Genomic DNA, 25,135 nt, shown 5'->3' with positions numbered 1-25,135 from the left:
GCCCGTGCATTCGCATCGTCGCAGGCGGCGAATACGGGAGACACAATTTGCGGACCTCGAAGGCAGTTCTGATCGCAGCTTCGCTCATGGGCATGCTCGGCGCTGCGGCACCGACCCCGTCATCGCCGGATCTGACGCCCAGGCTCCCGCTGCCTTTCGACGGGCATTTGTCCGTGCTGACCTATAATATCCATGGTCTGCCCTGGCCCGTCGCAAGAGGGCGGACACAGGCATTCGCGCAGATTGTGCAGCATTTGCGGACCATGCGCGAGGATGGGACGCAACCTCACATCATCGTTCTGCAGGAAGCCTTTACGACTGACGCTCGGGCGATCGGCCGGGCAGCGGGCTACCGATATGTAGTGGAAGGTCCGGGCGCGCAGATGCCTGGACAGGGAAATCTGCCGTCCGGCTCGCATGCTCTGACAGACGCTGCCGCATGGTATCATGGTGAAACGCTCGGCAAATATGTCGGAAGCGGGCTTCAGATCCTGTCCGATTATCCGATTGCGGGCGTCCGGAAAATGGCCTTCCCGGCCTTTGCCTGTGCAGGATTTGATTGTCTGGCAAACAAGGGCGCGCTGCTGGTCAGCGTCGCTCTCCCCGGGCAATGGGACAGGGTCGATATCGTCACGACGCATCTGAACAGCAGGCGTGCGTCACGGGTCCAGGATGACCGATCGCTGGCCGCCTACCGATTGCAGGTCGATTATCTCACCAACTTCATTACGAGCGCGCATGATCCATCGCGGCCCCTGATCGTTGCTGGGGACTTTAATGTGGGCAGCGTTCCAGCGCGCAAGCAAATGCTGCTCTCCAGGGCTCAGTCCAGATGGTGTCAGGATGGCGATATTGACGACGCCTATGGAGAAGCGGCCCGTCGTGGCATCGCTCTTTCGGCCGATGCGCGTTTTTCAAGGAAGCGCGCCCGCGACTGGCAGTTTTTCACACCTGGCCGACGTACCGACCTCGAGTTGAGCAGCATCGATGTCCCGTTCGGCCATGAACCGGACGGAACCATGCTGTCTGACCATGTGGGTTATTCTGCGACCTATCAATTGCGCAATCGCCAGCCTCTTACCAGGATCGCGCCAGGGCGAGTGTAAGGGTGCGAGGTCGGATTGGCGTATATTGCGCTTCCTCCCGGATCGCGAAAGGATTGCCGAAGGAGAAGCTGTCACCCCGAATATCGAACAGATTGTCCATATTGACGCTGAGGGTCCAGTGGCCTCGCGTCGCCTCTGCATGGGCGGACGCGGTCGCATAATTGCCCATGCTTCGGTCCAGATCATCGTCGAAGGACAATCTTGCTTTCCCGATATAATTGGCCTGCAGCCCGGTCCTGGCCTGCCAGCCACCGGCCAAGGCGAAGGATTTGCCAAAAGATGCCCGGCCAGCGAAGGCCGGGGCTATGGGAAGGCTGCGATCATCGAGCTTGACGCCATCGGCCGCACGCGTGAGCAAGGCCGACTGCGCGCTGCCACCGGCGGAAATGGTAAAGCCATTGCCCAGATTCCAATCCAGAGCGATCTCGGCTCCGATGATCCGTCCCTTGCCTGCATTGCGGGTAGAGACCAGCCCATCTTCGAGCAGATAGTCCGACTGGATGTCGTTCCAGAGCGTGTAATAGGTGCTAGCTGAAAGGGACCAGCGACCATCAAAGGCAGTCTTGCGAAAGCCAAGATCGAAGGTGCTCAATTCGTCCGCATCGAATTGGCGCGCCGACGTGGTTTCCGCAGGCGCCAGACCTCCAGGACGCATCGCCCTTGCATAGCGGAGATAGACAATACCTGATCCGTTCAATCGATAGGAGATTGCAGCGCTGGGAGACAGGATGGTCTTGCGCGCACGAACGGGCGTGATCCTGGGTTCGTCACCGGTTCCATCGCGCGTGATGCTCTGAAACAGGCGCGCGCCGATCGTCGCATCCAGGCGATTGAAGAGCGGCAAGGTCGCTTCACCGAATATCGCATATTCGACAACCTGCCGATCGTAGATTTCCACTATGGCGGGATCGCCCCCTTCCGGGGTGACGGAAGCCTCCCCTCGAGTGGTCGCCCGAAGGTAGGAAAGGCCAGCAAGCCAATGCTGCTCGCCTTGAGGTGCGATGCGCAGTTCCTGGTTCAGCACCGTATATCGACGATCATCGTCGAACCGGACCTGGCCCGTCAATCCGAACTGGTCGGCAGCGCTGCTGGCATCGAGAATATAGTCGAAACCATGCTCGACATAGCTGGTCGCCGACGTCAGTTCCAGCGTACCGATATTGCCTTTGACGGTGCCATGCCACAGCTTGAAATCATTGTCGGTGGGCTCGGCAATGGGATGATCACGCGACAGCATTTCGTCGGATTGAAGCACATATTGGCTGTCGCGCGCATTGATGTCCTGCAGCATGAAGCCTGCATCGACCGTCCATCGCTCTGAGGGCTGCCATCGCAGCGCTATCCGCGCGCCGACGGTCTCCGTTGAATTGGTCGCCTTGTCGGAACCATCATTGGATATCCAGCCGCCTTCCAGAAGACGATAGCCCACGGCGCGTAATGCCAGGCGGCCATCGACGACAGGCAGGTTCATGATGCCCTCGGCGCCCGTGCCCAATTCGCCATGCTGAACGGCCTGAGCTGACAGTCGCGCCAGGGCATAGCTGTCATCCAGTTCGGCCTTTCTGGTGACGATGTGATAGATGCCACCCAGTGCGCCCGAACCATAGAGCGGCCCTTGCGGTCCCTTGAGGACTTCGATCCGATCGACATCGATGAGCCGGAGATCGGGATCCGGCGCATTGAATGTCACCCTTGCCTCATCGACCTGGACTGCAACCGTCGATTGGCTCAGGCCGTTGAATGGGCTGTCGGCAACCCCGCGGATAAACTGTCGGTTACGCCCTGGTCCCATGTTGGTCATGGCCAGGCCTTCCATGTCGAGGCTGATGTCGCGGGACGTCGGACTTCTCGCTCCCCCCAGCGGATCAAGCGACAGCACGGATACTGATAAGGGGATATTCGCGAGCGGCTGTGGCCGCTTCTGCGCGGTCACGATGATTTCACTTGCCGCAGGCGCCACTGTGGGGGCAGGCGTGCGAGGGGATTGTCGGACTGCGATTACCGCCGGCTTGGGCTCGATACGATAGAGGCGATCACCGATCCTGAGCGCTTGAAGTCCGGTTCCTTCGAGCAACCGCGCCAGGGCTTCCTCGGGCGACAAGCGCCCTTTCACACCACGCGTTTTCAGTTGTGTGACATTGGCCTTGAAGCCGATGGAGATACCCGTCGAGGCGGAGAATTTGTCCATCGCGGCCATGAGCGGCCCGGGCGCGATATCGAGACTGACTACCGGTGCGCGTGCAAGAACCGTTTCCGGGCCAATCTCACCGGCCAGCAGCAATATGCACAAGATCGCCTTGCTGACGCACTTCGAGCCCCATGACGGCCGCCAGGTCGCTGGCAAGTTTCGATCCGTCACCGATGACAAGAATGCCCGAAAAATGCTTGTTCTCCAGCGCGGAATCGACAGAAATCCTCTTGCCCGAATATCGTTCGATGTCGCCAGCCACCATTGCAAGCGGCGCATTCGTATAGGTCAGCCGGCCACTGCGCCAGCTTCCCACTTGGGAGGGCTCTACCGTGCTGAGTGTCAATAGACCATCCTTGCCGACCAACTGATGGCCGGCATCGACCCTGACTGCCGAAGCGGTCTGCGCGCCGGCGACGGAAACCGCCCCCTGTGCGACACCGACCCGCAAGGCAGAGTTTGCAAGATTGACCGAAAAGCGGGTGCCAATATCGGTAACGCGATAGTTGCCGGCCGATACGGTCAGGACGCGCGAGGGATCGTGGCGGACGTCAAAATAGGCCTCCCCCTTCGCAAGCTCGATTTGCCCGTCATTCTTTGCCGATACCAGAATGGCGCTTCCCGGCGACAGGGTGACGCTGGTGCCGCTGGCCAGAGCGATCATGCGCGGCGCTGAGCCTTCGTTGCTGTAGGCAATGGGTCTGGATGTCTGCCAGAATGTCGGGAGCGCAACGGCAAGCGCCAGGCAAGCGGCGAGAGCACCGCCCATCACCAGTCTCGGCTTCCAACGGTGTCTTGGATCGATTTCGGCGACAGGAGGAGAAGGCTCATGGCTCAGAACGTCCCGATGTTCGCGGACAGCAGCATCGACCAGGGCAATCGAATCAAAGGCTTCCCGGTGCCGGGGGTTTGCCTCCAGCCACGCGAGATAGCCGTCCCAATCCGCATCGTCGTGCTCGAGCGCCGCCTGCCAGGCAATCGCCTGGTCAAGCATCGCTTCGTCAAAATCCGCACGCGCCGTCATGGCGATTGCCCTTCCACCTGTTTGATCACTGTGTGACGATATCGTGACGGCATTACCTCAGTCCGTGAGCGCGCGGCGAAGATATTTCATGGCGACGGCCATATGTTTTTCGACGCCGCTCTTGCTGATGCCCAACTGCGCAGCCACCTCGCCATGTGTCAGCCCTCGAAGCTTGTGCAGTTCGAATGCCCTTCTTGCCCCTTCCGGCAGCGTCTCGAGCGCCGTTTTGATGCGCTGCACTTCCTCGCGCGCGATGATCTGGTCCTCGGCGGTTTGCGACCGATCGACCGGGTCGATGCCCGGTGCCGTGAAATCGGTTTCCTGATCGTTCCAGCGCCGCTCCCGAGCCATGCGCCGCTGCTGCTCGCGAAGTCGATCAAGAACGAGATTCTGGGCCATCTTGTAAAGATAGGCGCGACCATTGCCGATCGGCCCTGCCGCCACATTCCTGGCACGCACCCACAATTCCTGAAGCAGATCATCTGCTTCGGCAGCATCTCCGACGCGCGCGATCAGAAAGCGACGTAAATCAGCACGATGAACGCCATAAATGAGCTCAAGATCGCTATCGTCGCTAAGACTCATGATCGCGATTTGACAGATAAACGGACGAACCGGAAAGAGATTCTGGCCCAACGCCTGCTCTGGCGCCCGGCAGCCGATGTGCGATCAGCAACGCCATGGCCGCCCAACTCGCTCCTACGCACCATCCCGCTACCACATCGCTCGGCCAGTGAACGCCCAGGTAGATGCGAGAGCTGCCGATCGCCAGGGTGAGGCAGATTGCCACGGAGATGATGTAGATCCGTACTCGAGGAGCCTGCTCGGCTCTGGCCAGCAAGGCGCCGACCGTAAGATAGACGATAGCGGAGTTCATCGCGTGCCCGCTGGGAAAGCTGGCAGAGCTGACCTCCACCAGATGCTTGACGATATCCGGTCTCGGCCTTGCATATTCAATTTTGAAAAGCGCGCTCATCGCGGCGCCAGCCGCAATGGAGATCGGGAGAAAGAGGGCGGTTACCTGCTTTCGCGCAGCAAGAAGATAGCCCGATGCCAACAGGGTGATGAGCGTCAGCAGATTGATGCCACCCAGCGCGGAAATATCCACCATTGCCGATCGGAGCCAGGCGGGGCCGATCGGAATTGCGCTATCCGAACTGCGACGCAGGCACTGGAGAAGATATCGGTCTATCGCGAAGCTGTCGCCCTCCAATATTTCGGATCCAAGCTTCAGGAAGAGCAATATGCCCGCTGCTGCCGCAAGGAACATGACCAGTATATAGCTGTCGATACGATGCCTGGCGGATAATTTCTGCAGGACAGAGGGCATGAGGTTCCTCGCTGAGGTATTTGACGATCAACCCGCAATTTGGCGGCGCGATATCACAAGCACATGGAAACTGCCTGGCATGGGCTGCAGAGGTCCGCTGCCGCTCGGCGGCGATACCATGTTGGCGACCGGAAGATAGATCGTCCCCGTGGCCGGATCTATCGCGCCGGTGCGCGCGCCAATTTCGGTTTCCACGCGGCCAATCCTGCGGACCTCAGGGCCCTCGAGCGAAAAGATATCGAGTACCCCATCCTTGCCGCAAGGAATGAAGGCCAGTCTATGGGTCTCGTCGATCAGGACTGCGTCAGGTCCCCGCCCAATGTCTACAAGCTTGACCAAGCGGCGGCTTCGCGCATCCACTATCGCGGCCTTGCCATTGGCGCAGGCGGCGATCAGTCGGGTGGACTTCCCGTCGAGAGCAAGGCCGCTGGGGCCCTCGCATCCAGGAAGCGGGATCGACTGTCCCATCTTTCCCGTGATGGTGTCGAGCAGTTCGATCTCGCTGAAATCCTCGTTATTGACGAACATGGTGCCGGTCCGGTCGAGTACCGCATATTCCAGGCCCGGTTTCGCCTTGATTGTTCTTTCGATTTTCATGCTCTGGACATCGACGACCGATATCGTGCCGCTTGTCGCATTCATGACGAAAGCGCGCTTGCCATCGTGGGAGAGGATCGCCGCATCCGGCTTCAATCCGACGGTCAAGCGTGCCAGTTGCTTGCCATTGGCACGCTGAAGGAATCTTACGCTTGCATCGTCGCCGCTGGTCACCAGAAGTCGATCGTCCGAGACCGGCACTGCAGAATGACCGTGAGCGATGACGCCTAGCGAGCCGATCATCTTGTGGGTGCGGGTGTCGATTACCGTCACCTCGCGGGCACGGGCGACATAGAGCTGATGTGTCCGGCTATCGACGCGGGCATAGTCCCATCCCCCATCGGGTCCGGCAATTTTATCGGTGATCCGGTAAGGAGGGGGGCTCGCTGCAGCGAGCGCGCTGCCGCTTCCTGCCAGGGCGGCGAGAAGGAGGAGGGCATGTTTCATGGGCTGTTCCTTCAGATGGGCAGATTGCTGCTGGGGCGCTGGCCCTCTTGATATGGTCATGTGGCCGGTAGGGCTCCCGTCCCGGCTTGTGCCGTTTCGCCGCGCGGCAAAGTCAGTCGCACCAGCACTGGCATCGCCAGCAGCACGAGCGGGAACTGAAGCAGCAGGCCAGCGATGATCGCTATCGCCAGCGGCTGCTGGATGCCCGATCCCTGCCCGATAGCCAGCGCCAGCGGCAGGAGTGTCAACATTGCGGCCAGGGTCGTCATCAGGATCGGTCGCAGGCGATTCCGGCTGGCTTCCCGGGTGGCTTGTGCGGCGGGCATTACGCGGCAGAGTTCCTCGAACTCGGACACGTAGAAGATCGCCATTTCGGTGCCGATGCCGATGATCATCGTCATGCCCATGAGAGCGGTGATGTTGAGGTCCACGCCCGCGAGCCAGAGGGCCGTAAAGACGGCGGTGGTCGAAAGCAGGGAACAGCCGATGATGATGACCGGCAGCCAGAAGCGCCGATACAGGATCAGCAGGAGTATGAGTTCGGCGACCAGGGCCATGGCGAACACCTTGATCAGTCCTGCAAAGGCGATCTGCTGCTGTTGATAGAGGCCGCCCATTTCGTAGCGCACGCCGGTGCCAAGTGCCCCCGGCCTGTCGAGCGCCCTGGTTACGTCACCGACGGCTGCGCCGATACCGCGCCCCTGGATACGCCCCGTCACAGCCACCATCGGCTCGAGATTCTCGCGCGCAATCTGCGGTTGGCCGGTGACGGCCTCGATCGTGGCGACCCGCGAGAGCGGAAATATATGACCGTCGCCAGCCCGGATCGGCAGTTGAGACAGGCCATCCTGGCTGAGCGTCATTGTCTCGGCCAAGCGGACACGCACATCGACCGCCTTGCTGGGCTGCGCCAGTGTCGTGGCGATCGCCCCGGTAAGAGCGGTGGAAAGCTGCGCCTCGACATCTGCGGGGGCGACTCCTTCGATTCCGGCGCGAACAGGATCGACATGGACGTTGAGCGCGTCGCCGGCGAGTTGCACGCCGTCCTTCACCTCGATGACGCCTGGAATTTGCCCGATCAAGGCTGCAACTTTGCGTGCCTCGCTCTGTAGAATGCCAGGATCAGCGGCATAAAGCTTTACCTCGATCGGTTGAGGAACAGCCGTCAGATCGCCGATGAGATCCTCCATCAACTGCGCGACTTCCACTTCAACACCGGGAACCTTGATGGCGATCTCGCTTGCGATCGAGGCGGCAAGCACTTCGGTCGGCGTGCTGTGATCCGGCTTCAGTCGCACAAAATAGTCGCCATGATAGCTTTGTCCGAGGTCGCCCCCGAGCCCGGTGCCGAGGCGACGCGAGAAGGTCAGCACCTGGGGATTGGCACGCAGCATCGCATCGATCTGCCCGACCTGTCGGCCGGTCTCCTCGAGCGATGTGCCGAGCGCCGTGAAATAATCCATGATGAAGCCGCCTTCATCGACCTTCGGCATGAACCCGGTGGGCACATTGGAATAGCCGACAAAGCCGATCAGCAGCAGCGGGCCTGCGATCATGGCAAGGAGCCATGGACGAGCCGAAAGGCGATCGAGCGTACGCTCATGTAGACGCCCAATACGTCCGTCACCGGCCAGTCCAGGATCATGCCACTGGTTGAAATCGATCAGCCAGCGCGCGAGTATCGGAACGACGAAGGCCGTCATCGCCCAGGAAAGAGCCAGTGCTCCGGCCATGGTGATGGAAAGAGCCTTGGAAAAGGCACCGGTCACGCCGGTCAGGAAGGACAGCGGCAGAAACACGATCAAGGTGGCAAGGCTGGAGCCGGTGAGTGGTACCATGAACTCTCGCGCTGCGGGCAGGACGGCGGCGTCGCCGAGTGGCTTCCCATCGCTGCCAAGGGCGCCCGCCCGCCGCGCAATATGTTCGACCATCACGATTACATCGTCGATGAGCAGGCCGACGGCCGCTGCAATGCCGCCAAGGGTCATGATGTTGAAGCTCATGCCGAGCAGCGAAAGCAGCAATATTGTCGCTGCCAATGTGGCGGGGACGACGATCACCGCGATCAGCGTCACGCGCCAACTGCGCAGGAACCACAACAGGACGAGGCCGGCCAGGACAAGGCCGATCAATACGGCATCACGCACGCTTGCTGCAGATTGGGTGACCAGTTCGCTTTGATCATACCAGTTCACCAGCTTGACGCCGGCTGGCAGTTTTACGCCAGCCAGCTTTGCCTGCACTTCACGGGCTATCTGGACCGCGTTGCCATCGGGCTGCTCATAGATATTGAACAGCACCGCAGGCTTGCCGTCGTCGACGATGCGCTGCCAAACCGGAACCGCGCCGTCCTGGACGGTCGCGACATCGCGGACGTGAACGATCCCGGCAGTTGCAGCCTTGATGACGATGTTGCCGACGTCGCCCGCACTGATGATGCTGCGGTCGGCGATGACCAACGACAGACGGCCGCGATCCTGCACCTGGCCGACCGCGCTCAACACATTGCCATTGCGGATTGCGCTGGCCAGGTCGGTCATCGACAGGCCGTGATCGGCTAATCGATATGGGTCGGCGAGCACCTGTACCTCGGCGGTATCACCGCCTTGGACACCGACACGCGCCAGGCCATTGATCGATGAAAGCAGGGGCGTGATCTGATAGGTGGCCAAATCCTGCAAGGCCACCGGGTCGCCATGCTCGGATACCAGCGCATAGGAGATGATCGGAAAGACCGTAGGATCCATGCGACGGACGTCATATTGGGTGCCGGCGGGCAGCGACGGCAATATCCGCCCCAAAGCCGTGTCGACCAGCAAAGTGCTGGCGACCATGTCGCGCCCCCAGCCAAAATCGACCGAGATCTGCGCCGATCCGCGGCTCGTTTCCGAGCGGACATTCTGGACGCCGGGTATGGCGCGGATCGCTTCTTCTGCCGGGCGGGTAATTGTGAGCGCCGTCTGGTCGGCCGGACGGCTTCCGGCGTTGAGATCGACCACCACCCGAGGGAAGGACACCTGGGGAAACAGTCCCGTGGGCAGCGATAGCGATGCAACGACACCTGCCAGCGCAAGCGCCATGGCGATGAGAACCAATGTACGCGCTTGCGTACGGAGCAGATATTCCAGCATCAGTTGCTCCACCGCACGGCGTCGCCGTCACTGACCTGATAGGCGCCCGAGACGATCAGCGGCTTGCCTGGATCAAGTGCGCCCTCGACGACATCGCCCCGGTCGGAGGCAAGCAGGATGCGGATCGGGATCGCCCGGGCCTGGCGATTGGCCACCTGAAACAGGCGGGCCGGGCCGCCAGCCGTCACCACCGACTGATGTGGCACGATCCAGCCGGAAACCTGGCCGGTCTCGATGGCTACCTGCATGGCTTCGCCGGGGAGCAGCGCGCCAGCCGGGAAGCTGACATCAACATCGATCAGTCGGGTGAGTGGGTTAAGAGCGCTGTCTGCCCGAACGACTTGTCCTGCCAGGCTTTGCCCGCCCGAAAGCCGCTTGAGCGATGCAGGCATGCCTACCGCTACGCGGCCATGGACGGCGGGATCGACCCCAACGGTGACGACAATCCCACCGGCCCTGGCAACCGTGACGATCGGGGCGCCAGCCTGCAGGCGATCGCCCTGTGCGACAGATATGCTGGTCACGATCCCGTCAAAGGGCGCGACAAGCGTGCGGGCTGCCTGCCCCGCCCCTTCCGCCTGAAGGGCTGCGAGTGCATGTTGCGCGTCGGAAACCGCCTTGTTCGCCTGGGTGAGCTGATCCTGGGTCGCGAGTTGTTGCGAGAGGAGTTGCGCTGTCGTCGCAGCCTGTTTGCGCGCGGCAGCCAGCCCGCTCGAGGCCTGCTCATAAGCGCTGCGGGCCGAGGGCGCGACCATGAAAGTCGCCAGGGATTGGCCCGCTTTCACGGCCGTGCCGGGCGCTACCAGCAGCGCGGTAACCTGTCCGGGTTGCGCAACGCTCAGGCTCTGTGTTCCATTGATGGCAGGTGCCACGGTGCCATAGCAGTCGAGCGTTGCCGGCAGTGCGCCACGCCGCGCTGTCACTGTGCTGACCAATGTCGTCGGCGCATCGCTCGGCGCCACTGGCGTATTTCCGCATCCTGCAAGAAGCAGGACGATGGGCGCAAGGAAAGCTGCGCCCTTCATCGTGCCGCATCCGGCGCAGTCAGCGCATCTGCCTTGGGCAGGCCCGATCCGATGAGGGTCTGTATGGCGATCTGGCGATCGAGGAGCGCAAGTTCGAGTGTCATGATTTCCTGCTCCTTGGTGAAGCGATTGGAAACGAGGTCGACATAGCCGCGCTCGTCGAGATTGGACGCGCCAAAGGCGGCCTGTGCCCGCTCGGCAGCAAGGCGTGCGGCGGGAAGATCATGCCGGGCCGTCATGAGCTGGGCTGAAAGCTGCTCTGCCTCGCTCAACATGGCTTCGACTGTGCCCATCGTGGCCGCGAGCCGCGCGGAATAATCGGCATGAAGCTGTTCGCGGGTAGCCCGGGCGATGGCGATATTGCCCTGGTTGCGATCAAATATCGGCAGGCCGATCTGAATATTCGGGCCACCATTGATGACCTTGGCATTGTCGCTTGCGACGCTTCCGCCAAGGTTCATGTCGGGAAATTGGGAAAGGATCGCCTGGCGCACTTGCTCGTCTGACGAGGCATAGCCCATGCGCAGGGCTATGAGATCGGGGCGGCGAGCCGGCAAGTTGGGAAGATCGGCCCTGATCGCTGCCATGTCGAATGGTGGGAGATCGACCTGCTCGGCCAATGGAAGCTGCGCGTCGGGCGTGAGGCCCAGCAATGCATTGAGCTGATGCTTGAGACCAAGTTGACGCTGATCCAGGGCATCGAGCGCGGCGCGGGCAGACTGCAAAGCCAGTCGATCGGGCGCGACCGTCACCAGCGTCACGCTATGCGCTGCCAATGCCTTCTCAAGCTTGGTGTTGCGCTCGACCAGAAGCGTGTAGGCTCCAGCATAGCTCGGGCGGGCGCGGTTCCCCATGATGAGGTCGCAGGCGAGTTGGCGCGCCTGGCCTGCAACCTGCCATTCCTGCCAGATGATGTCGGCTGCGACCTGTTGTTCACTGTCGGCGGCGGCACGGCGCCTGGAACGGTAGGTGACCAGGCTCTTGATATCCTGCGCAATGCCCAGATTCCACGCCGGTACGCTGCCGGCGCCGGATAGCAGCGGCAGCAGTGCGCCGCTCAGCGACGGATTGGGCAGAAGGCCGGCTTGCAATGTCTGTCCGGTGGCGATGCCGCGCTTGAACCGGATCGCCCTGAGATCGGGATTGTTCGCAAGGGCAAGGGTAACCACCTGCTCCACGCCAAGCGGTTCGCTGGGGATGGACGGATCCAGCGAGCGAAGATCAGGCGCGAGCGGCGCCTGGGTTGCGAGCGGCAGAGGCGTATAATGCGCGCAGCCAGCAAGCGACAGTGCCAGCAGGCTAAGGCTTGCAGACATGGGAAGGCGACGTGGCATGAGAAGGCTGACCCCTGTTTATGGAGCGACCGGGCCGGTTGGCCTGGCCCGGTACCAGGCGCTCAATCCGGGTTATGGCCTTCAGGCACATTTTCGAGCGGTTTGCCCGTCACGGCGTCGATGCCCACTTCATAGGCCCGTCCCTTGCTCATGATGTCGAAGGAATAGCGCAGTCCGCTGCCGCCCTTTTCCTTTTCCAGTTCCTGATCGGTTATCGTGCCGGGGCGCAGCTTGAGCGCCGCCATCCGCGCAGCAGCGAGCGAGAGCTTGGATTGAGCAGCATATTGGCTGCCCTTGAGTTTTGCAGCGGGCGCGGCGGGCAGCATCGTGGCAATGCTGCCAATCAGGGCAGCCGCCAGGGCGGTTGGCATCCTTTTCATGGCGATATCCTCCTGCGCGAATCTGCGCATTACCCGCTCTAGCGGTCGCCAGTTTCGCGCAGCGTGACGCGAACATTGATAATCCCCAACTTGCGGGGACGAAGGAAGATGAAGCAAAATCCTTCTGTTGAAGACCAGGATCGTGCGATGAGGACGGGCGATGAAGCTGCTGCTGCTCGAGGATGATGAAACGACGCGCGTCCATCTCGAGCGCGTCCTGACTGCTGCCGGTCATGTGCTGGATGTGTGCGACAATGGCCGCGATGCGATCTTCCTGGGATCAAGCGGGGACCATGCCGTCCTCATTCTCGACCGAATGGTACCGGGCCTTGACGGATTGGCGGTCTTGAAAGCGCTGCGCGCAGCTGGCGTGAGAGCGCCAGCCCTGTTCCTCACCGCCATGAATGGCGTCGAAGACCGCGTCGAGGGGCTTGAAGCGGGCGCAGATGACTATCTCGCCAAACCTTTCGCCGCGACCGAACTGCTTGCCCGCGTCAATGCGCTGGCGCGTCGTCCGCCCATCGCCGAAACAGTTTCCGTTCTTGAGGTCTCCGATCTCAGCCTGGACAGGATCAAGCGAACGGTGCTCCGAGGCGGTAATCGGATCGAATTGCAGGCGCAGGAATTCAAGCTGCTCGAATATCTGATGCTGCATGCCGGGGAGATCGTCACAAGGACGATGCTCCTCGAAAATGTCTGGTCATTCCATTTTGATCCGAGAACCAACATCATCGAAAGCCATGTCAGTCGGCTGCGCGCCAAGGTCGATCGCGGATTTGGCAGGGAACTGATCCAGACCGTGCGCGGGGCGGGATATCGTATCGATGACGTTTGAAGCCGTGCTGCGTGCGCCCTTGCGTAGCGCGGCGTTTCGTTTTGCCGTGCTGCTGGCCCTGATCTTTGCGATCGGGGCTGGGGCACTTCTGTTCACTGTTCGGAGCCAGATTGGACATTATGCAGCCGAGGCGACGAGCGGCCGATTGAAGGCGGAAGTTGCCATCCTTGGCGGCGAATATGCGCAGCTAGGACAATCGGGCCTGACCGATGCCATCGCGCGCCACCAGAGCGTGGGCGATGACGCGCAATTTCACTATCTGCTGGTCGATGCGCAGCGGCGGCGTCTTGCCGGCGACCTGCCGGTCAGCGCGGCCCGGGTTGGCACATATGCGCTCGAAATGGTTGAGCATGACAGCGGCCCGGTCAGCGGTCGGTTGGAGACGCTGACGGCGCTGGGGACGAGCCTACCGGACGGCCTGACGCTGGTCGTCGCCACCGACAATTTCGATGTGCTGGATCTGCGCAGTCGCCTCCTTGCCTTCACCCTGCTCAGCGGGGTGGGCATTACGCTGTTCGTTCTGGTGGGCGGTTTCCTGGCGGCCGTCCTATTCCTGCGGCGCCTGGAACGCGTAAATCTGGCGGTAAGCCGGATTGTCGAAGGCGAGCGGGAGGAGCGATTGCCGATGATCGGCTTTGGCCCGGAATTTGACGGGCTCGCCCACAATCTCAACATCATGCTCGATCGCAACGAGGCGGCTATGGAGGCCCTCCGCCAGGTTTCCACCGACATAGCCCACGACCTGCGTACCCCCCTCACAAGGCTGCACCAGCAACTGGAGCAGATGCGGGATGCCGATCCGATCGAGCCGGCGGCAGTGGAGGCAGCGCTGGCACAGACATCGGGCCTGCTTGCCACATTCAACGCCCTTCTGCGCATTGGCACCGTGGAGGGAGGAATTGGGCGCAGGCGGTTCAAGGCCGTGGATTTGAGCGAACTCATGGATCGGATCCAGCAACTCTATGAGCCTGTTGCGGAAGATGGCGACCACCATCTCCTTGCCGACCATGCCGGAAATATTCTGATCCATGGCGATGGCGAGTTGCTTACCCAATTGGTGATCAACCTCATCGAAAACGCCCTCGTTCATACGCCTGCCGGCACACGGATCACCTCACGACTCCGCTATCAGGATACTTCGCCTGTCATCGAGATCTGCGATGATGGCCCAGGCATACCAGCAGACGAGCGGGAAAAGGTGTTCGGTCGCTTCTATCGCCTGGATGCCAGTCGCAACACCGAGGGCTCCGGATTGGGGCTGGCGCTCGTGGCCGCGATAGCGAACTTGCATCAAGCACATTGCACAATCTGTGAGGATAGTGCCGGCATGTGTGTGCAAGTCACCTTTCCGACGCTTCAGCCCCAAGGATGATATGGCATCGCCCGTCGATGCGATCAGGTCGGGTCTGCGCAACGGCTTGCCGGATATTCTGCAGGACGGAACGAACGGCGCAAATGGCGGAAAGCAGCAACGCCGGAATGGCATTGAAGGTAATTGCCCGCAGCAACTGACCTTCAAGCCACAGGTCTGAAAGCGCCCTGCTATCAACGGGCCAATCGTACAGAATATGGAGAGAACGAAGCTCCAGATCGCAAAACTCATCGGATGGCGCCTTCCGCAAATATTTTTCGTTCGTGAGCTGAGGTGGCTCCAGTGCCACGGCGTCAGCGCCCCATGCGCATCGGCTTCCTGTTCAACCATGATCAGATCCACCAACTGGCCCACAGCCTGCCCATAGCGATTTCACTCGCTGCGGGCGGTTTTGCCGGCGAGATCATCACCGCAACAACAAATGATCGCCTGGCCCATGAGGTGCGGCGGTTGGCGGGACCGTTACTGGGATCAAGGATCCAGCATGTCGAACTCGGCCTGACGACGCGGTCGGAGCGGCTTGTCGGGATGCTGGGCAGCATGATCCCGGCCAGGAAATTGCTGCTCTATCGGGACAATCTCGAATTTTTCCGTAGCCTGGACATGCTTGTCGTGGCGGAGAAGACATCTCTGCTCCTCAAGAAGCGCTATGGCCTCGACAAGCTCTTCATGATTCATACGCGTCATGGCGCGGGCGATCGTGCGATCGGCTTTGACAAGGCCAGTGCCGGGTTCGACCATGTTCTGTGTTCGGGCGAGAAGATCCGTCGCCGGCTGATCGCTGAAGCCGGGATTGATCCCTCTACCATCAGCATCGTGGGCTATCCCAAATTCGATCTTGTTCGGCAGGCGGGCAGAACCCAGCATTTTTCCCGCGAGCGGCCGATCATTTTATATAATCCGCACTGCTCGCCGCATCTTTCTTCCTGGTACAAGCATGGCAGACAGGTGCTCGATCATTTCGTCGAGCGGGATGCGCAAGAGCTTATTTTTGCACCCCATGTAATGCTCTTCGAAAGGCCGTTCGTAGTCACGATAGACAAGTTGAGCGTCAATCGCCCGGGGACCATCGCGAAGCGCTTTCTGCATGGCGACAATATCCATATTGACCTCGGCAGCCGGGCATCGACCGATATGAGCTATACGCTGATCGCCGATGTCTATCTGGGCGACGCGAGTAGCCAGGTCTATGAATTTCTGCTGCGTCCGCGACCCTGTGTGTTTCTCAACAGCCATGGCATCGACTGGCGGGGGGATCCGAACTTTGCGCACTGGCGAGCCGGCGAAGTCATCTCGGATCCCAAGGATCTTGGCCCGGCTCTCGCCCGCGCAAATGGTCTGCATCGCGATCACTACCAAGCCATTCAGGAGAATCTGTTCGCCGACAGCTTCGATCTGGACGGCCGACCGTCGTCAGACCGGGCAGCGGCGGTCATCACGCAGCTTGCAGACAAGCGCCGAGGCAACGTCGTTGGCTTCAGCAATTTTCGTGCTGCCTGATGTCCTCGCTGACCATCATTCTGCCTTTCTTCAATGAGGAAGGCTGGATCGACAAGACGGTTCAGACCCTTGCGATTCAAAGTGATATTCGTTTCCGACTGCTTCTTATCGACAATGGCTCGACTGACAACGGCACCGAACAAGCGCGCGAGGCAGCCCGATCTCTCGGATCCAGGGCAGAGATATTGTCGTGCCCGACCCCGGGGAAAATTCACGCCATGGCGCTTGGCCTGTCGAGGGTTGAGACCGCCTTTGTGGCGATCTGTGATGCGGACACGGAATATCCGATCGACTATGTAAAGCGCATCCTCGACCTGTTTACGGGCGATCCGGAAGCGGCCTCGGTGATGGCCATCGACCTTTATGCGCCGCTGGAGAGCGCTGAGTCACGAAAACGGACCGATTTCATCCTGCGCAAGAGCCGACGTTTCTCGGCGAAATGTCATGCCGGTGGCTATGCCCAGGCCTATCGCACGGATGCCTTGCGGGCAGCAGGCGGCTTCGACGCCAAACGATGGCCCTATGTCCTTGAGGATCATGAAATCGTGCATCGCGTGATGACGCATGGCCGCGCCATCTACGACCGGGATCATGTCTGTTTTCCCTCAGCGCGGCGATCATGCCGCAAGGCCGTAAGCTGGACACGGGCCGAACGGCTGATCTACCGCTACACGCCGCGATTTGCCCTGGACTGGTATTTCTACACTTTCCTCGGCCGGCGTCTTGCGGCACGCAACGGCACGGGCGATGCCCTGCGCATGAAAGACTGGCCTGCCCAACGCCCATGATCGAACGAGCAACCGTTACAGGGCGTATTTTCAGGGGATTGGGACTTGTGCTCGGCGGCAAGGCCGGCGCCGGGCTCATCAGTCTCGTCTATCTTGTCATCGCCGCGCGCGCCCTGGGGCCGCATGACTATGGCATATTGGTTCTCGTCCATGCCTATGTGACGGCGATATGCGGCATCGTCGAATTTCCGGCCTGGCAGGCGATCGTGCGCTATGGCGCGGAGGCGCGACAGGAAGGGGCATCGCACCGCCTCGCACGTCTGCTTCGTTTCGGTGCCAAGGTCGAACTGGCGGGCGGCGTCGCGGCGATCATCGCCGCCATGCTGCTGGCGCCCTGGGTCGGACCACATCTGGGCTGGCCGCCCGAAACCATGGCTTTCGCCATTCCTTACAGCTTCGCCGTGCTGGGATCGGTGCGCTCTACGCCGGCGGGCTATCTGCAACTGATCGACCGCTTCGACCTTATCGGCCTGCACAATATGGTCCAGCCGCTCGTGCGCCTGTGCGGAGCCTCGCTGGCGCTGCTGTTCGGCTGGGGGCTCAAGGGCTTCCTCGCTGCCTGGCTGCTGGCCGCCATCGCCGAGTTCGCGGTACTCTGGGGCATGGGGCTTATCTGTGCCTACACAAGACTGGGCGCGGTCCTGATCCGTCCACAGGCGGGTAATGTGGCAAGCGAAAATGCCGGCATCTGGCGGTTCCTGGTGGCCAGCAATGCCGATGTCACGCTAGCGGAACTGGCTGGGCGGCTCGCACCGCTGATCGTCGGCTGGGTCATGGGGCCTGCCGTCGCCGGGCTTTTCGCGGTCGCCCAGCGCGCGACCGTGATCATCTCGCAGCCGGCACAGATATTGGGGAACACCGCCTATGCCGAACTGGCAGGGATGGTTGCCTCCGGCCAAGGCGGCGCACCGCTCCGCCGCACGCTTGTGCGCGTCATTCTGATCGCGATCGCCGCGGCCTTGCCCGTGGTCATCCTGGCGGCGCTTTTCCCGACCATGATGGTTACCCTGCTGGCGGGCAGCGCGTTCCAGGCGGCCGGCGCGGTCATGGTGGTTCTGATCATTGCGCGGGTAATCGCGCTGGTCGGACCGCCCTGCAGCTCTGCGCTTTCCGCTATGGGATATCCGGCCCTGTCGATGAGCGCGAACCTCTTTGCGAGCCTCATTTTCCTGCCGGCGCTGCCCTGGTTGCTCGGGTCGTTCGGGCTGATGGGCGCAGGGATACAGGCCGTTGGTCAGGCCCTGATTGCCAGTCTCCTGCTGGGCGGCCTGGCCTGGCACCGGAGCCTGTCGCAGTGAACGGCATGCGCATTGCCTATGTCATCAATTCGGTCGAAGGCGGCGGCGCTGCGCAGCCCGTGCCCGCCATAGCCGACGTGCTGCGCGCCGGCGGCGCGCAGGTGCGGTTGTTCGCGCTTCGGCCAAGCGACAGGCGCGGCTTGCCCGCGATTATCGAGGCGGGGCTGCTTCCGCGCGTTCGGGAAGGCGGGACAGGCGATCATCTGGCGGCCGCCTTGTGGCTACGGCGGGAACTGATGGACTGGGGCGCGACCCATATCTGGACGTCGCTCAGCCGTGCCACGATCCTTGGTCTCATTATCGGGCCTTCCCTCGGACTTCCGGTCGTCTGCTGGCAGCATGCTGCCTTCCTCAAGCCCTGGAATGAAAGGCTGATGCGCCTCCTGGCGCCCAGGGCGGCTTTGTGGGTGGGGGATTCGCAGTCCGTCACCGATCTGACGCAGCATCGACTCCAGGTTCCGGACGAGCGGCTACGCTGCTGGCCCATCTACGCCGTCGATCCAGCCATGCCGCAGGCATCCCCATGGCAGGCCGGCGAGCCGATCCGCATCGGTTCTTTGGGACGGCTTCATCGGGTCAAGGGCTATGACATCTTGATCGCGGCCCTGGCGCAAATCAAGGCTCGGGGCCTTGCCACGCCTCCATTCTCGCTGGCGATCGCGGGTGAGGGGAGCGAGCGCGGTCGCCTGGAGATGCTGGCTCGCAACGCAGGGGTCGATGTCGAATTCGCCGGATTTACCGATGCCCCCAAGAGCTTCCTCGCCGGACTGCATCTCTATGTTCAGCCGTCACGATCCGAAGGCTTTTGCATCGCCGCGCATGAGGCGATGGCGGCCGGGCTGCCGGTGATCGCTTCAGCGGTCGGGGAAATGCCCTATTCGATCATGCCGGGCGTCAGCGGCCTGACCTGCGCACCGGCAGATACTGATGCTCTCGCCCATGCGCTGGAGACCCTGCTTGCTACGCCTTCAAGGCTTGAAGAAATGGGGCAGGCCGCACGAAACCTGGTGAACCAGCGCTACTCAAGAGAGCGTTTCGAAAGAACAGGTACAGCCATTCTCACCCATATCCGCCAAGCGCACGCCTGATTTCCAGCGCCAGCCCGCGTGCGGATCGGTCGATCCGCTTCACATCGACCAGGCTGATCTCCCCGCATGCGGTCAGGCTGTGCATGCCGTCCCGATAGGCGCCGGCGGACAATGGGACCGGCATGGCGTCGCCGGCTTTCGCGCTGAAATTCGCCTCATCCAGCCTGTCGATCCAGAGAGGACGGATGGCTCCGCCATAGGTGCTGCTGCAGTCTTGGACCGGCAGAACGACATGTCCGGACAGGATCTGGGGCGAGCCACCAGGGCGCGATGATGTCACATCGACGCGCACGGGATTGCGCGGATGCACGATCCAGGGGCCCGCCAGGCGCTCGGCCCAGGCGATATGAAGCTGCGATATCTTTGTCTGCTTTGAGGTGGCCGGCGAATAAAAGAGCCACCAGCGGTCTTGATGATGGAGGATCGTTGCATCGACCGGAACGCAGTCCAGTGCGATGCGCAGTTCCGGCCGCCAGTCAGCCAGGCCGCCATGGTCGCGATAAAGCGTCAGCGCGCCCGATCGATGCGCCTCGGGCAGCATCCAGGTCGCACCTTCGCCGGCGAAAATCTGGGGGTAGGACAGGTGCCAGGGCTCACTCAGGCAAAGGCGCCGTTCGACAACCGACAGATGCTCATCGAGCGACAGGCGCATGATCGTGCCATGACGATGGCGATAATCATAATGCTCGGCAAAGATGTGAAGCGTTCCGTCCGCACCTCTCCATCCGAATGGATCGGCAAGAAACTGGAATGCCGGCTCCTCCGGGAGCCATGTCAACGCGCTATCGATCCGTCCCGATGCGATGATTGCAGCCATCGGCTGATGGACGATCCCGCATCTCCATATGTCTTTGCGCCGGGGCATGACTTGCTATGCACATCGGTCCAATATTCCGCTACCCCCTTGCTCTGGGATGATGGCCATGCTCGACGGCAATCGCACGCTTCGTGCCTCGATGATTTCCCACCCGGAACCGGACTGGCAGCTAGTGCATCTCGGCCGACGAGAAGCTGCCATTCCGCAATCGGCCATCCCTCGCATTCCGGGAAACGATCATCAGTGCTTCAGGAACGGCAGGTGTTGGACGGGAACCTGCCGTTCCCGGCGCAGCTCGCGAACGTCGGTTTTGTCCCACGAGGCGGCGTTCCGCTTCCGCCAGCACGCGACCATAATACGCCGTTCCGATCCAGCTCTCGGTATGTCGGTACATGCCAAAAACTGCCGATCAGCTTCCACAAAACGGCGGAGCGGCAATGCGACCTAGTTGCCGCGGCTCGATTGGCCCAACGAAAATCCCGAAAGCCGCTGCCGGTTCAACCTGAAGTTCACGGACGACCTTAGGTTACCTAGACGCCCCCGGCCCGATACCGTCGCACTCTAAAGTTGATTTGGAGCGGCGATCTGCCATCTCAAGGAGAAAGTGAGTTGGGAGGATAATAATGAAGCTCGAGAAGGTTCACGTCACCAACTTCAGGTCGGTCGACGACAGCGAGGAGTTTAGCGTCGAGCCGGTAACCTGCCTCGTCGGAAAGAACGAGGCGGGCAAGAGCGCGATCCTTCTGGCGCTCGCGGCGCTGAACCCACATCTCTCGACACCCGCGACCTTCGACAAGGAGCGCGACTATCCGCGCCGGCTGCTGACCCAATACGAGGACCGTCATTCTGGGAAGGCCGCTGTCGCAATCACTACGACTTGGCGCCTCACCTCTCCCGAAGCCGCTCGCATCGCTGCCACTGTCGGTGAGGGTGTCGTGACGACCGACCTGATCACAATCTCACGCGCCTACGGCAAAGAAGTCGACGTCTCGGTCGATCTCGATTTTGGCAAGGCGCTCGAGCATCTTTATACCAAGTTCCAACTCGACGATTCGGAACGGTCGGTCCTTTCCTCAGCCGACACCACCTCGAAGTTGATCACCACGCTGGCTGAGATATCATCTCCGACGGAACGCCACGCCGCCTTGAAGTCTCACTTAGACGGGGTGGGCGCAGTGACCGGGCAGGTCAGCAAGCTCATCCGGGACATGTTGCCGAAGTTCATGTATTTCGCCGCGTACGATAGGATGGATGGCGCGATACAGCTCGAACAGACGCGTCAGTTGATCGCTAATGGGCAGATCAACGAGGATGCGCATCGCGGTGCGCGGCTGTTCGCCGAGTTCCTAGAATACGCACGCGTCTCAATCGACGACATCACCAATGTTGCCACCTACGAGACATTCAATGCCCGCCTGCAGGCGGCCTCCAACAGCATCACCGATCAGGTGCTGGAATACTGGACGCAGAATCCGGATCTCAGTGTTGTCGTCCGCGTCGAACAATCTCGGCCGGGCGATACCGCACCGCTCAATAGTGGCATGATCGCATGGGCCCGCATCCACAACGGGCTGCACCGCGTTGATACGCCGTTCTCCGAGCGAAGCGCTGGTTTTGTCTGGTTCTTCTCCTTCCTCGTGAAGTTCGCGCAGGTACAGGACGAGGAGACGCCAGTCGTTCTGCTCCTCGACGAACCCGGCCTTACCCTGCACGGCAAAGCGCAGGCGGACCTACTGCGCTTTTTCAAGGAGAAGCTCGCCCCACATCACCAAATCGTCTACTCGACCCATTCACCGTTCATGGTGCCGGCCGACGAGCTCGCTTCCGTCCGTATCGTCGAGGATAAGGTAGAGATGAAGGGGCAGCGTCGCATGCCGCTCGGCACAAAGGTGCGCGAGGACGTGCTCACCCGCGATCCCGACACTCTGTTTCCGTTGCAAGGTGCGCTCGGCTATGAGATCAGCCAGTCGCTGTTTATCGGCGAGCACACGCTTCTCGTCGAAGGGCCCGGCGACATTCTCTACATCCAGGCGTTGTCGGACGCGCTCAAACGTCGCGGACGACCGGGCCTGGATCAGCGCTGGACGCTCTGTCCGGCGGGCGGGATCGATAAGATTCGCCCATTCGTCGCGATGTTCGCTGGCAACGCTCTTCATATCGCAGTGCTCTCGGACCAAGCGCAGGGAGACAAGCGCAAGGTCGAGGAAATGAAGCGCTCCGAAGTCCTGAAGGCCGGACATTTTTACACGATGGCCGACTTCCTCCAACGGGCCGAGGCCGATATTGAGGACATCTTCGAACCGGATCTCTTTGTGTCCATCCTCAACTCGACCTATGGCCTGGCGGACACGACGTTGCTCGATTCAAAGCGGCTCGCGGCCGCGAACACGGGCACCGCACGGCTGGTCAAACAGGCCGAGGCTGCCTTCGCAATCATGCCGACTACGGTTGCCGAGTTCGACCATTTCACGCCGGCGGGATGGCTTATCCGAAACCCCAAGATGCTCGACGCCAAGTCTGCGCCGGTGACCGGCACGATTGATCGAGCCCAGGCCATTTTCGACACTTACAACGCGCTACTCTGAGCCGGACCGCTGTTCCGTGCTTCGATCCGAAGAGGCGCAGAGCATCCGCCGCGCGACGGCGGTCTATCACCAAGGTCAGCTTCGGTACGATTGGCAGTTGCGGAGCAAGATCCATGCTATGTTGGACGCCAAAACGAGACAAATCGAAAGCCGCGACATGAAGTACGGCGAAATTTTTTGGTTTCTTTGCGGGTCGGAGATTTATCGTGCCCCGCTTTGAGTATGATCCGATTTCGCTCCAACGCGACCTTGGCCGACCTGATGCTGCCTTCTTTGATGATGAAATGAAGCGCCTCGCCCTGGAGGCAATCGATCACTACGCAGTTCAGATTGAGCAGCCGATCATACTTCACTCTGATTGGACCCTAGATGATACGCTCACCGGCTTTGCGGATAGGATTGCTGCAACCCTGACATCGCGCGAAACTTGGCGAACTTACGCCATTGAGGCTGAGGTTTTCGCTCGCTTCCTCATGGCGCGCCATGGAAGAAGGCTAGCAGACCTCAGGGAAGCGGACCTATGGGAATACCGCAACAGGCGACTATACGGCCCGCTTTCAGAGAGGCTGTCTCCAAATAGTTGGAACAAAGTTGCCGCCGTCATCCTCCGAATGCTTCGACACCTTAAAATCCACTTCTCGGAGGTGACTTGGCGATCATACTGCGGCACCCGGGAAGCAGACGACCAAGTTAAAATGGTTTCCTTGGAAAATTACGTAACATTTCGCGAAACTGGAATGATGTCTGGCAGAAACAATCTGCGCAATGGCGCTTTCTCCGAAATGCTCGTAACAACCGGCATCCGATGTAATGAGGGTTCTCACATCCTGAGGCAGGAAATACCAAAGATCGGCCTATTTCAAGACGACATTACAAGAATTTGGTCTATACCTGCTACTGTTACGAAGTGGGAAAAAGGCAGAGATACTTTTATTTCAAAAAGAGTTATTAAGAACTTTATCAACCCTTATATTTACGAGGAACGCTCGCATGTTGCAGCAAAAATAATCTCGGAGCGGTTCCCTCTCAAATCATACTCTCCCCGAACTTTGACGATGTCGAACAACAGCATATTTTTCAACTTCGTCGGCCAGGCATTGCAGAAGTTATCGCTGGAGACGCGAGGAAGATTGAAATGCCGCTCGCAAACTTCACTTTGCGTGAGCGCGAGCGTCTTATCGAGGTTCGTCCAATTGGCCAACCAAATCGTTTCAAGGTTGTCGACTTCGGGTCGCTCTGGATTTCCGAGATTGGAACATGCGTTTCGAATTCCGCTTGGCGTTCAGCGTTCTCCGCAGCCCTTGCACGATCCGGCCTTGAAGAACAGGTCGGTGTCGACATCACCCCTCACGTCTTGCGGCACACGTTCGCTGTCTACATGCTCAGCTTCATGCTGAAGGGACTGGTCGAGCTTCGCATAGCACGGGGACATCTCAACAGCCGTGGCGAGATATATGACGCTCTGATCGGAGATCCGCTGCAGGTTCTTCAGGAGCTTCTCGGGCACAGGAGCATCAAGACTACTTTCAAATACCTTAGATTCTCGCGGAAACACAGCCGGATGATCAGCTTGGCGTTTGAAGCGTGGGATGCACACATGGCACTCGCAGCATGAGCAGATCACGCAAAGCTAGCGTCGTCTCCTTCGACGAAGAGGCGGACGCGAGTGACTGCAAGCAAGCGATCGTCAGCGGCGCGACTGTTGAAGGTATGGCTCTCGTCGCTTCTGTTGCCAGCCAAACCGTTCGGTGGGATTTCGCCAAATATCGGCGCAAAAATCTCGCGATAAACTTCATGATGTTGATGTTTGATGTTTTGAATTTAGGTCGATTATTTACCAGTTGGAATACTTTTCTTAAGTACAAACATTCAATCTCTTACATCATTAAAAACATTGATGCGATTGATCCATACAATGATATTATAGATATTAGTTCATTTTCGAGGTCGTTTGTAGAGCGACTAGATGGCCCTGGCCTATCAAGTGCCGCTTACGGTCGCCTCCTGGTACTCATTGTCCTGCTGAGGGAAGCGCGCAAAGCAAACCCTCAATCAGTTTCGGAGGATTTAAGAGGCTCGAACGTTTCGGACCGCCTTAGGCCGCGTTGACAAAGTGTGGCAACCATCTGCGAATGGCGGCGAGGTTCAGGAAGCTTGCGAAGGATAGGGCTGTTTTGTCGTAACGGGTTGCGATCCGGCGGAACTGCTTGAGTTGGCCGAACATGCGCTCGATGCGGTTGCGGTCACGATAGCGGCGGAAGTCGCAGTGAATGGGTTCGCGGCGATTGGC

General features: G+C 60.3%; 22 protein-coding genes. 11 read left to right on the top strand and 11 right to left on the bottom strand.

Annotated elements, in window-relative coordinates; genetic code table 11:
- Window positions 1–47: 47 nt before the first annotated feature.
- A complete protein-coding gene (locus AC13EK_RS19020) occupies window positions 48–1,106 on the top strand; it encodes an endonuclease/exonuclease/phosphatase family protein (protein WP_037509330.1) in 1,059 nt (352 codons plus the stop codon).
- Here AC13EK_RS19020 and AC13EK_RS19015 read toward each other — a convergent pair.
- From AC13EK_RS19015 to AC13EK_RS18975, 9 genes are all read right to left on the bottom strand, one after another.
- The gene (locus AC13EK_RS19015; RefSeq protein WP_017183065.1) at window positions 1,078–3,387 is read right to left on the bottom strand and encodes a TonB-dependent receptor; all 2,310 of its coding nucleotides are present in this window, start codon (window positions 3,385–3,387) and stop codon (window positions 1,078–1,080) included. The two genes, AC13EK_RS19020 and AC13EK_RS19015, sit on opposite strands and share 29 nt — an antisense overlap.
- Window positions 3,371–4,318, bottom strand: coding sequence for a FecR family protein (locus AC13EK_RS19010; protein ID WP_017183064.1), 948 nt, complete (start codon window positions 4,316–4,318; stop codon window positions 3,371–3,373). Before AC13EK_RS19010 ends, AC13EK_RS19015 begins: the two co-directional genes overlap by 17 nt.
- Before the next feature lie 57 nt (window positions 4,319–4,375).
- Window positions 4,376–4,903 carry an RNA polymerase sigma factor gene (locus tag AC13EK_RS19005; protein ID WP_010335880.1) on the bottom strand — a complete coding sequence of 176 codons (528 nt, stop codon included), beginning with the start codon at window positions 4,901–4,903 and terminating at the stop codon, window positions 4,376–4,378.
- Window positions 4,893–5,648 (bottom strand): phosphatase PAP2 family protein, encoded by a 756-nt coding sequence (locus tag AC13EK_RS19000; RefSeq protein ID WP_017183063.1) that lies wholly within the window; start codon window positions 5,646–5,648, stop codon window positions 4,893–4,895. The genes AC13EK_RS19005 and AC13EK_RS19000 overlap by 11 nt, the downstream gene beginning before the upstream one ends.
- A gap of 27 nt (window positions 5,649–5,675) precedes the next feature.
- Window positions 5,676–6,692, bottom strand: a complete 1,017-nt coding sequence (locus AC13EK_RS18995; RefSeq protein WP_010335878.1) for a YncE family protein — start codon at window positions 6,690–6,692, stop codon at window positions 5,676–5,678.
- Between the two features lie 56 nt (window positions 6,693–6,748).
- The gene (locus tag AC13EK_RS18990) at window positions 6,749–9,823 is read right to left on the bottom strand and encodes an efflux RND transporter permease subunit (protein ID WP_483022328.1); all 3,075 of its coding nucleotides are present in this window, start codon (window positions 9,821–9,823) and stop codon (window positions 6,749–6,751) included.
- On the bottom strand, window positions 9,823–10,848 hold the full coding sequence (locus tag AC13EK_RS18985; protein ID WP_017183061.1) for an efflux RND transporter periplasmic adaptor subunit: 1,026 nt from the start codon (window positions 10,846–10,848) through the stop codon (window positions 9,823–9,825). The genes AC13EK_RS18990 and AC13EK_RS18985 overlap by 1 nt, the downstream gene beginning before the upstream one ends.
- Window positions 10,845–12,164 (bottom strand): TolC family protein, encoded by a 1,320-nt coding sequence (locus AC13EK_RS18980; protein ID WP_010335874.1) that lies wholly within the window; start codon window positions 12,162–12,164, stop codon window positions 10,845–10,847. Before AC13EK_RS18980 ends, AC13EK_RS18985 begins: the two co-directional genes overlap by 4 nt.
- Window positions 12,165–12,244: 80 nt before the next feature.
- A complete protein-coding gene (locus AC13EK_RS18975) occupies window positions 12,245–12,562 on the bottom strand; it encodes a PepSY domain-containing protein (protein WP_010335873.1) in 318 nt (105 codons plus the stop codon).
- A 160-nt stretch (window positions 12,563–12,722) separates the two neighbouring features.
- On the opposite strand from AC13EK_RS18975, the gene AC13EK_RS18970 reads away from it, so the two are divergent.
- The 7 genes from AC13EK_RS18970 (at window position 12,723) to AC13EK_RS18940 (ending at window position 19,443) form a co-directional block, all read left to right on the top strand.
- Complete coding sequence (locus AC13EK_RS18970; RefSeq protein WP_010335872.1) at window positions 12,723–13,397, top strand: winged helix-turn-helix domain-containing protein; 675 nt, start codon at window positions 12,723–12,725, stop codon at window positions 13,395–13,397.
- Window positions 13,387–14,769, top strand: coding sequence for a sensor histidine kinase (locus AC13EK_RS18965; RefSeq protein ID WP_010335871.1), 1,383 nt, complete (start codon window positions 13,387–13,389; stop codon window positions 14,767–14,769). The genes AC13EK_RS18970 and AC13EK_RS18965 overlap by 11 nt, the downstream gene beginning before the upstream one ends.
- 1 nt (window position 14,770) lies before the next feature.
- Window positions 14,771–14,929: a hypothetical protein gene (locus AC13EK_RS18960; protein WP_017183059.1), complete on the top strand. Its 159-nt coding sequence runs from the start codon at window positions 14,771–14,773 to the stop codon at window positions 14,927–14,929.
- Between the two features lie 143 nt (window positions 14,930–15,072).
- Complete coding sequence (locus AC13EK_RS18955) at window positions 15,073–16,269, top strand: hypothetical protein (protein WP_069338833.1); 1,197 nt, start codon at window positions 15,073–15,075, stop codon at window positions 16,267–16,269.
- Window positions 16,269–17,057, top strand: a complete 789-nt coding sequence (locus AC13EK_RS18950; RefSeq protein WP_010335869.1) for a glycosyltransferase family 2 protein — start codon at window positions 16,269–16,271, stop codon at window positions 17,055–17,057. The genes AC13EK_RS18955 and AC13EK_RS18950 overlap by 1 nt, the downstream gene beginning before the upstream one ends.
- Entirely contained in the window at window positions 17,054–18,355 is a 1,302-nt protein-coding gene (locus AC13EK_RS18945) for a lipopolysaccharide biosynthesis protein (RefSeq protein ID WP_037509322.1), read from the top strand. The genes AC13EK_RS18950 and AC13EK_RS18945 overlap by 4 nt, the downstream gene beginning before the upstream one ends.
- Window positions 18,356–18,360: 5 nt before the next feature.
- Window positions 18,361–19,443: a glycosyltransferase family 4 protein gene (locus AC13EK_RS18940; protein WP_017183057.1), complete on the top strand. Its 1,083-nt coding sequence runs from the start codon at window positions 18,361–18,363 to the stop codon at window positions 19,441–19,443.
- Here AC13EK_RS18940 and AC13EK_RS18935 read toward each other — a convergent pair.
- A complete protein-coding gene (locus AC13EK_RS18935) occupies window positions 19,415–20,260 on the bottom strand; it encodes a glucosamine inositolphosphorylceramide transferase family protein (protein ID WP_010335866.1) in 846 nt (281 codons plus the stop codon). The genes AC13EK_RS18940 and AC13EK_RS18935 overlap by 29 nt on opposite strands.
- A gap of 623 nt (window positions 20,261–20,883) precedes the next feature.
- On the opposite strand from AC13EK_RS18935, the gene AC13EK_RS18930 reads away from it, so the two are divergent.
- The 3 genes from AC13EK_RS18930 (at window position 20,884) to AC13EK_RS18920 (ending at window position 24,954) form a co-directional block, all read left to right on the top strand.
- The gene (locus AC13EK_RS18930) at window positions 20,884–22,845 is read left to right on the top strand and encodes an AAA family ATPase (RefSeq protein ID WP_063141539.1); all 1,962 of its coding nucleotides are present in this window, start codon (window positions 20,884–20,886) and stop codon (window positions 22,843–22,845) included.
- A 1,135-nt stretch (window positions 22,846–23,980) separates the two neighbouring features.
- Window positions 23,981–24,460, top strand: coding sequence for a site-specific integrase (locus tag AC13EK_RS18925; RefSeq protein WP_069338832.1), 480 nt, complete (start codon window positions 23,981–23,983; stop codon window positions 24,458–24,460).
- Entirely contained in the window at window positions 24,457–24,954 is a 498-nt protein-coding gene (locus tag AC13EK_RS18920) for a hypothetical protein (RefSeq protein ID WP_483022327.1), read from the top strand. The genes AC13EK_RS18925 and AC13EK_RS18920 overlap by 4 nt, the downstream gene beginning before the upstream one ends.
- Here the strand turns inward: AC13EK_RS18920 and AC13EK_RS18915 are convergent.
- Window positions 24,941–25,135 (bottom strand): transposase (locus AC13EK_RS18915; protein ID WP_483022326.1); only part of this gene is annotated, 195 nt, incomplete at its 5' end. The genes AC13EK_RS18920 and AC13EK_RS18915 overlap by 14 nt on opposite strands.

The organism is Sphingobium sp. L-44 (assembly GCF_056859495.1).
This window is presented reverse-complemented; position numbering and strand designations above follow the sequence as displayed.

Coding starts and splice junctions, on each gene's coding strand:
- AC13EK_RS18995 (WP_010335878.1), bottom strand. CDS start 6,692: ATGAAACATGCCCTCCTCCTTCTCGCCGCCCTGGCAGGAAGCGGCAGC.
- AC13EK_RS19010 (WP_017183064.1), bottom strand. CDS start 4,318: ATGACGGCGCGTGCGGATTTTGACGAAGCGATGCTTGACCAGGCGATT.
- AC13EK_RS18930 (WP_063141539.1), top strand. CDS start 20,884: ATGAAGCTCGAGAAGGTTCACGTCACCAACTTCAGGTCGGTCGACGAC.
- AC13EK_RS18940 (WP_017183057.1), top strand. CDS start 18,361: ATGCGCATTGCCTATGTCATCAATTCGGTCGAAGGCGGCGGCGCTGCG.
- AC13EK_RS18945 (WP_037509322.1), top strand. CDS start 17,054: ATGATCGAACGAGCAACCGTTACAGGGCGTATTTTCAGGGGATTGGGA.
- AC13EK_RS18920 (WP_483022327.1), top strand. CDS start 24,457: ATGAGCAGATCACGCAAAGCTAGCGTCGTCTCCTTCGACGAAGAGGCG.
- AC13EK_RS18980 (WP_010335874.1), bottom strand. CDS start 12,164: ATGTCTGCAAGCCTTAGCCTGCTGGCACTGTCGCTTGCTGGCTGCGCG.
- AC13EK_RS18975 (WP_010335873.1), bottom strand. CDS start 12,562: ATGAAAAGGATGCCAACCGCCCTGGCGGCTGCCCTGATTGGCAGCATT.
- AC13EK_RS18985 (WP_017183061.1), bottom strand. CDS start 10,848: ATGAAGGGCGCAGCTTTCCTTGCGCCCATCGTCCTGCTTCTTGCAGGA.
- AC13EK_RS18925 (WP_069338832.1), top strand. CDS start 23,981: ATGCCGCTCGCAAACTTCACTTTGCGTGAGCGCGAGCGTCTTATCGAG.
- AC13EK_RS18955 (WP_069338833.1), top strand. CDS start 15,073: ATGCGCATCGGCTTCCTGTTCAACCATGATCAGATCCACCAACTGGCC.
- AC13EK_RS18965 (WP_010335871.1), top strand. CDS start 13,387: ATGACGTTTGAAGCCGTGCTGCGTGCGCCCTTGCGTAGCGCGGCGTTT.
- AC13EK_RS18935 (WP_010335866.1), bottom strand. CDS start 20,260: ATGGCTGCAATCATCGCATCGGGACGGATCGATAGCGCGTTGACATGG.
- AC13EK_RS18970 (WP_010335872.1), top strand. CDS start 12,723: ATGAAGCTGCTGCTGCTCGAGGATGATGAAACGACGCGCGTCCATCTC.
- AC13EK_RS18960 (WP_017183059.1), top strand. CDS start 14,771: ATGGCATCGCCCGTCGATGCGATCAGGTCGGGTCTGCGCAACGGCTTG.
- AC13EK_RS18950 (WP_010335869.1), top strand. CDS start 16,269: ATGTCCTCGCTGACCATCATTCTGCCTTTCTTCAATGAGGAAGGCTGG.
- AC13EK_RS18990 (WP_483022328.1), bottom strand. CDS start 9,823: ATGCTGGAATATCTGCTCCGTACGCAAGCGCGTACATTGGTTCTCATC.
- AC13EK_RS19005 (WP_010335880.1), bottom strand. CDS start 4,903: ATGAGTCTTAGCGACGATAGCGATCTTGAGCTCATTTATGGCGTTCAT.
- AC13EK_RS19000 (WP_017183063.1), bottom strand. CDS start 5,648: ATGCCCTCTGTCCTGCAGAAATTATCCGCCAGGCATCGTATCGACAGC.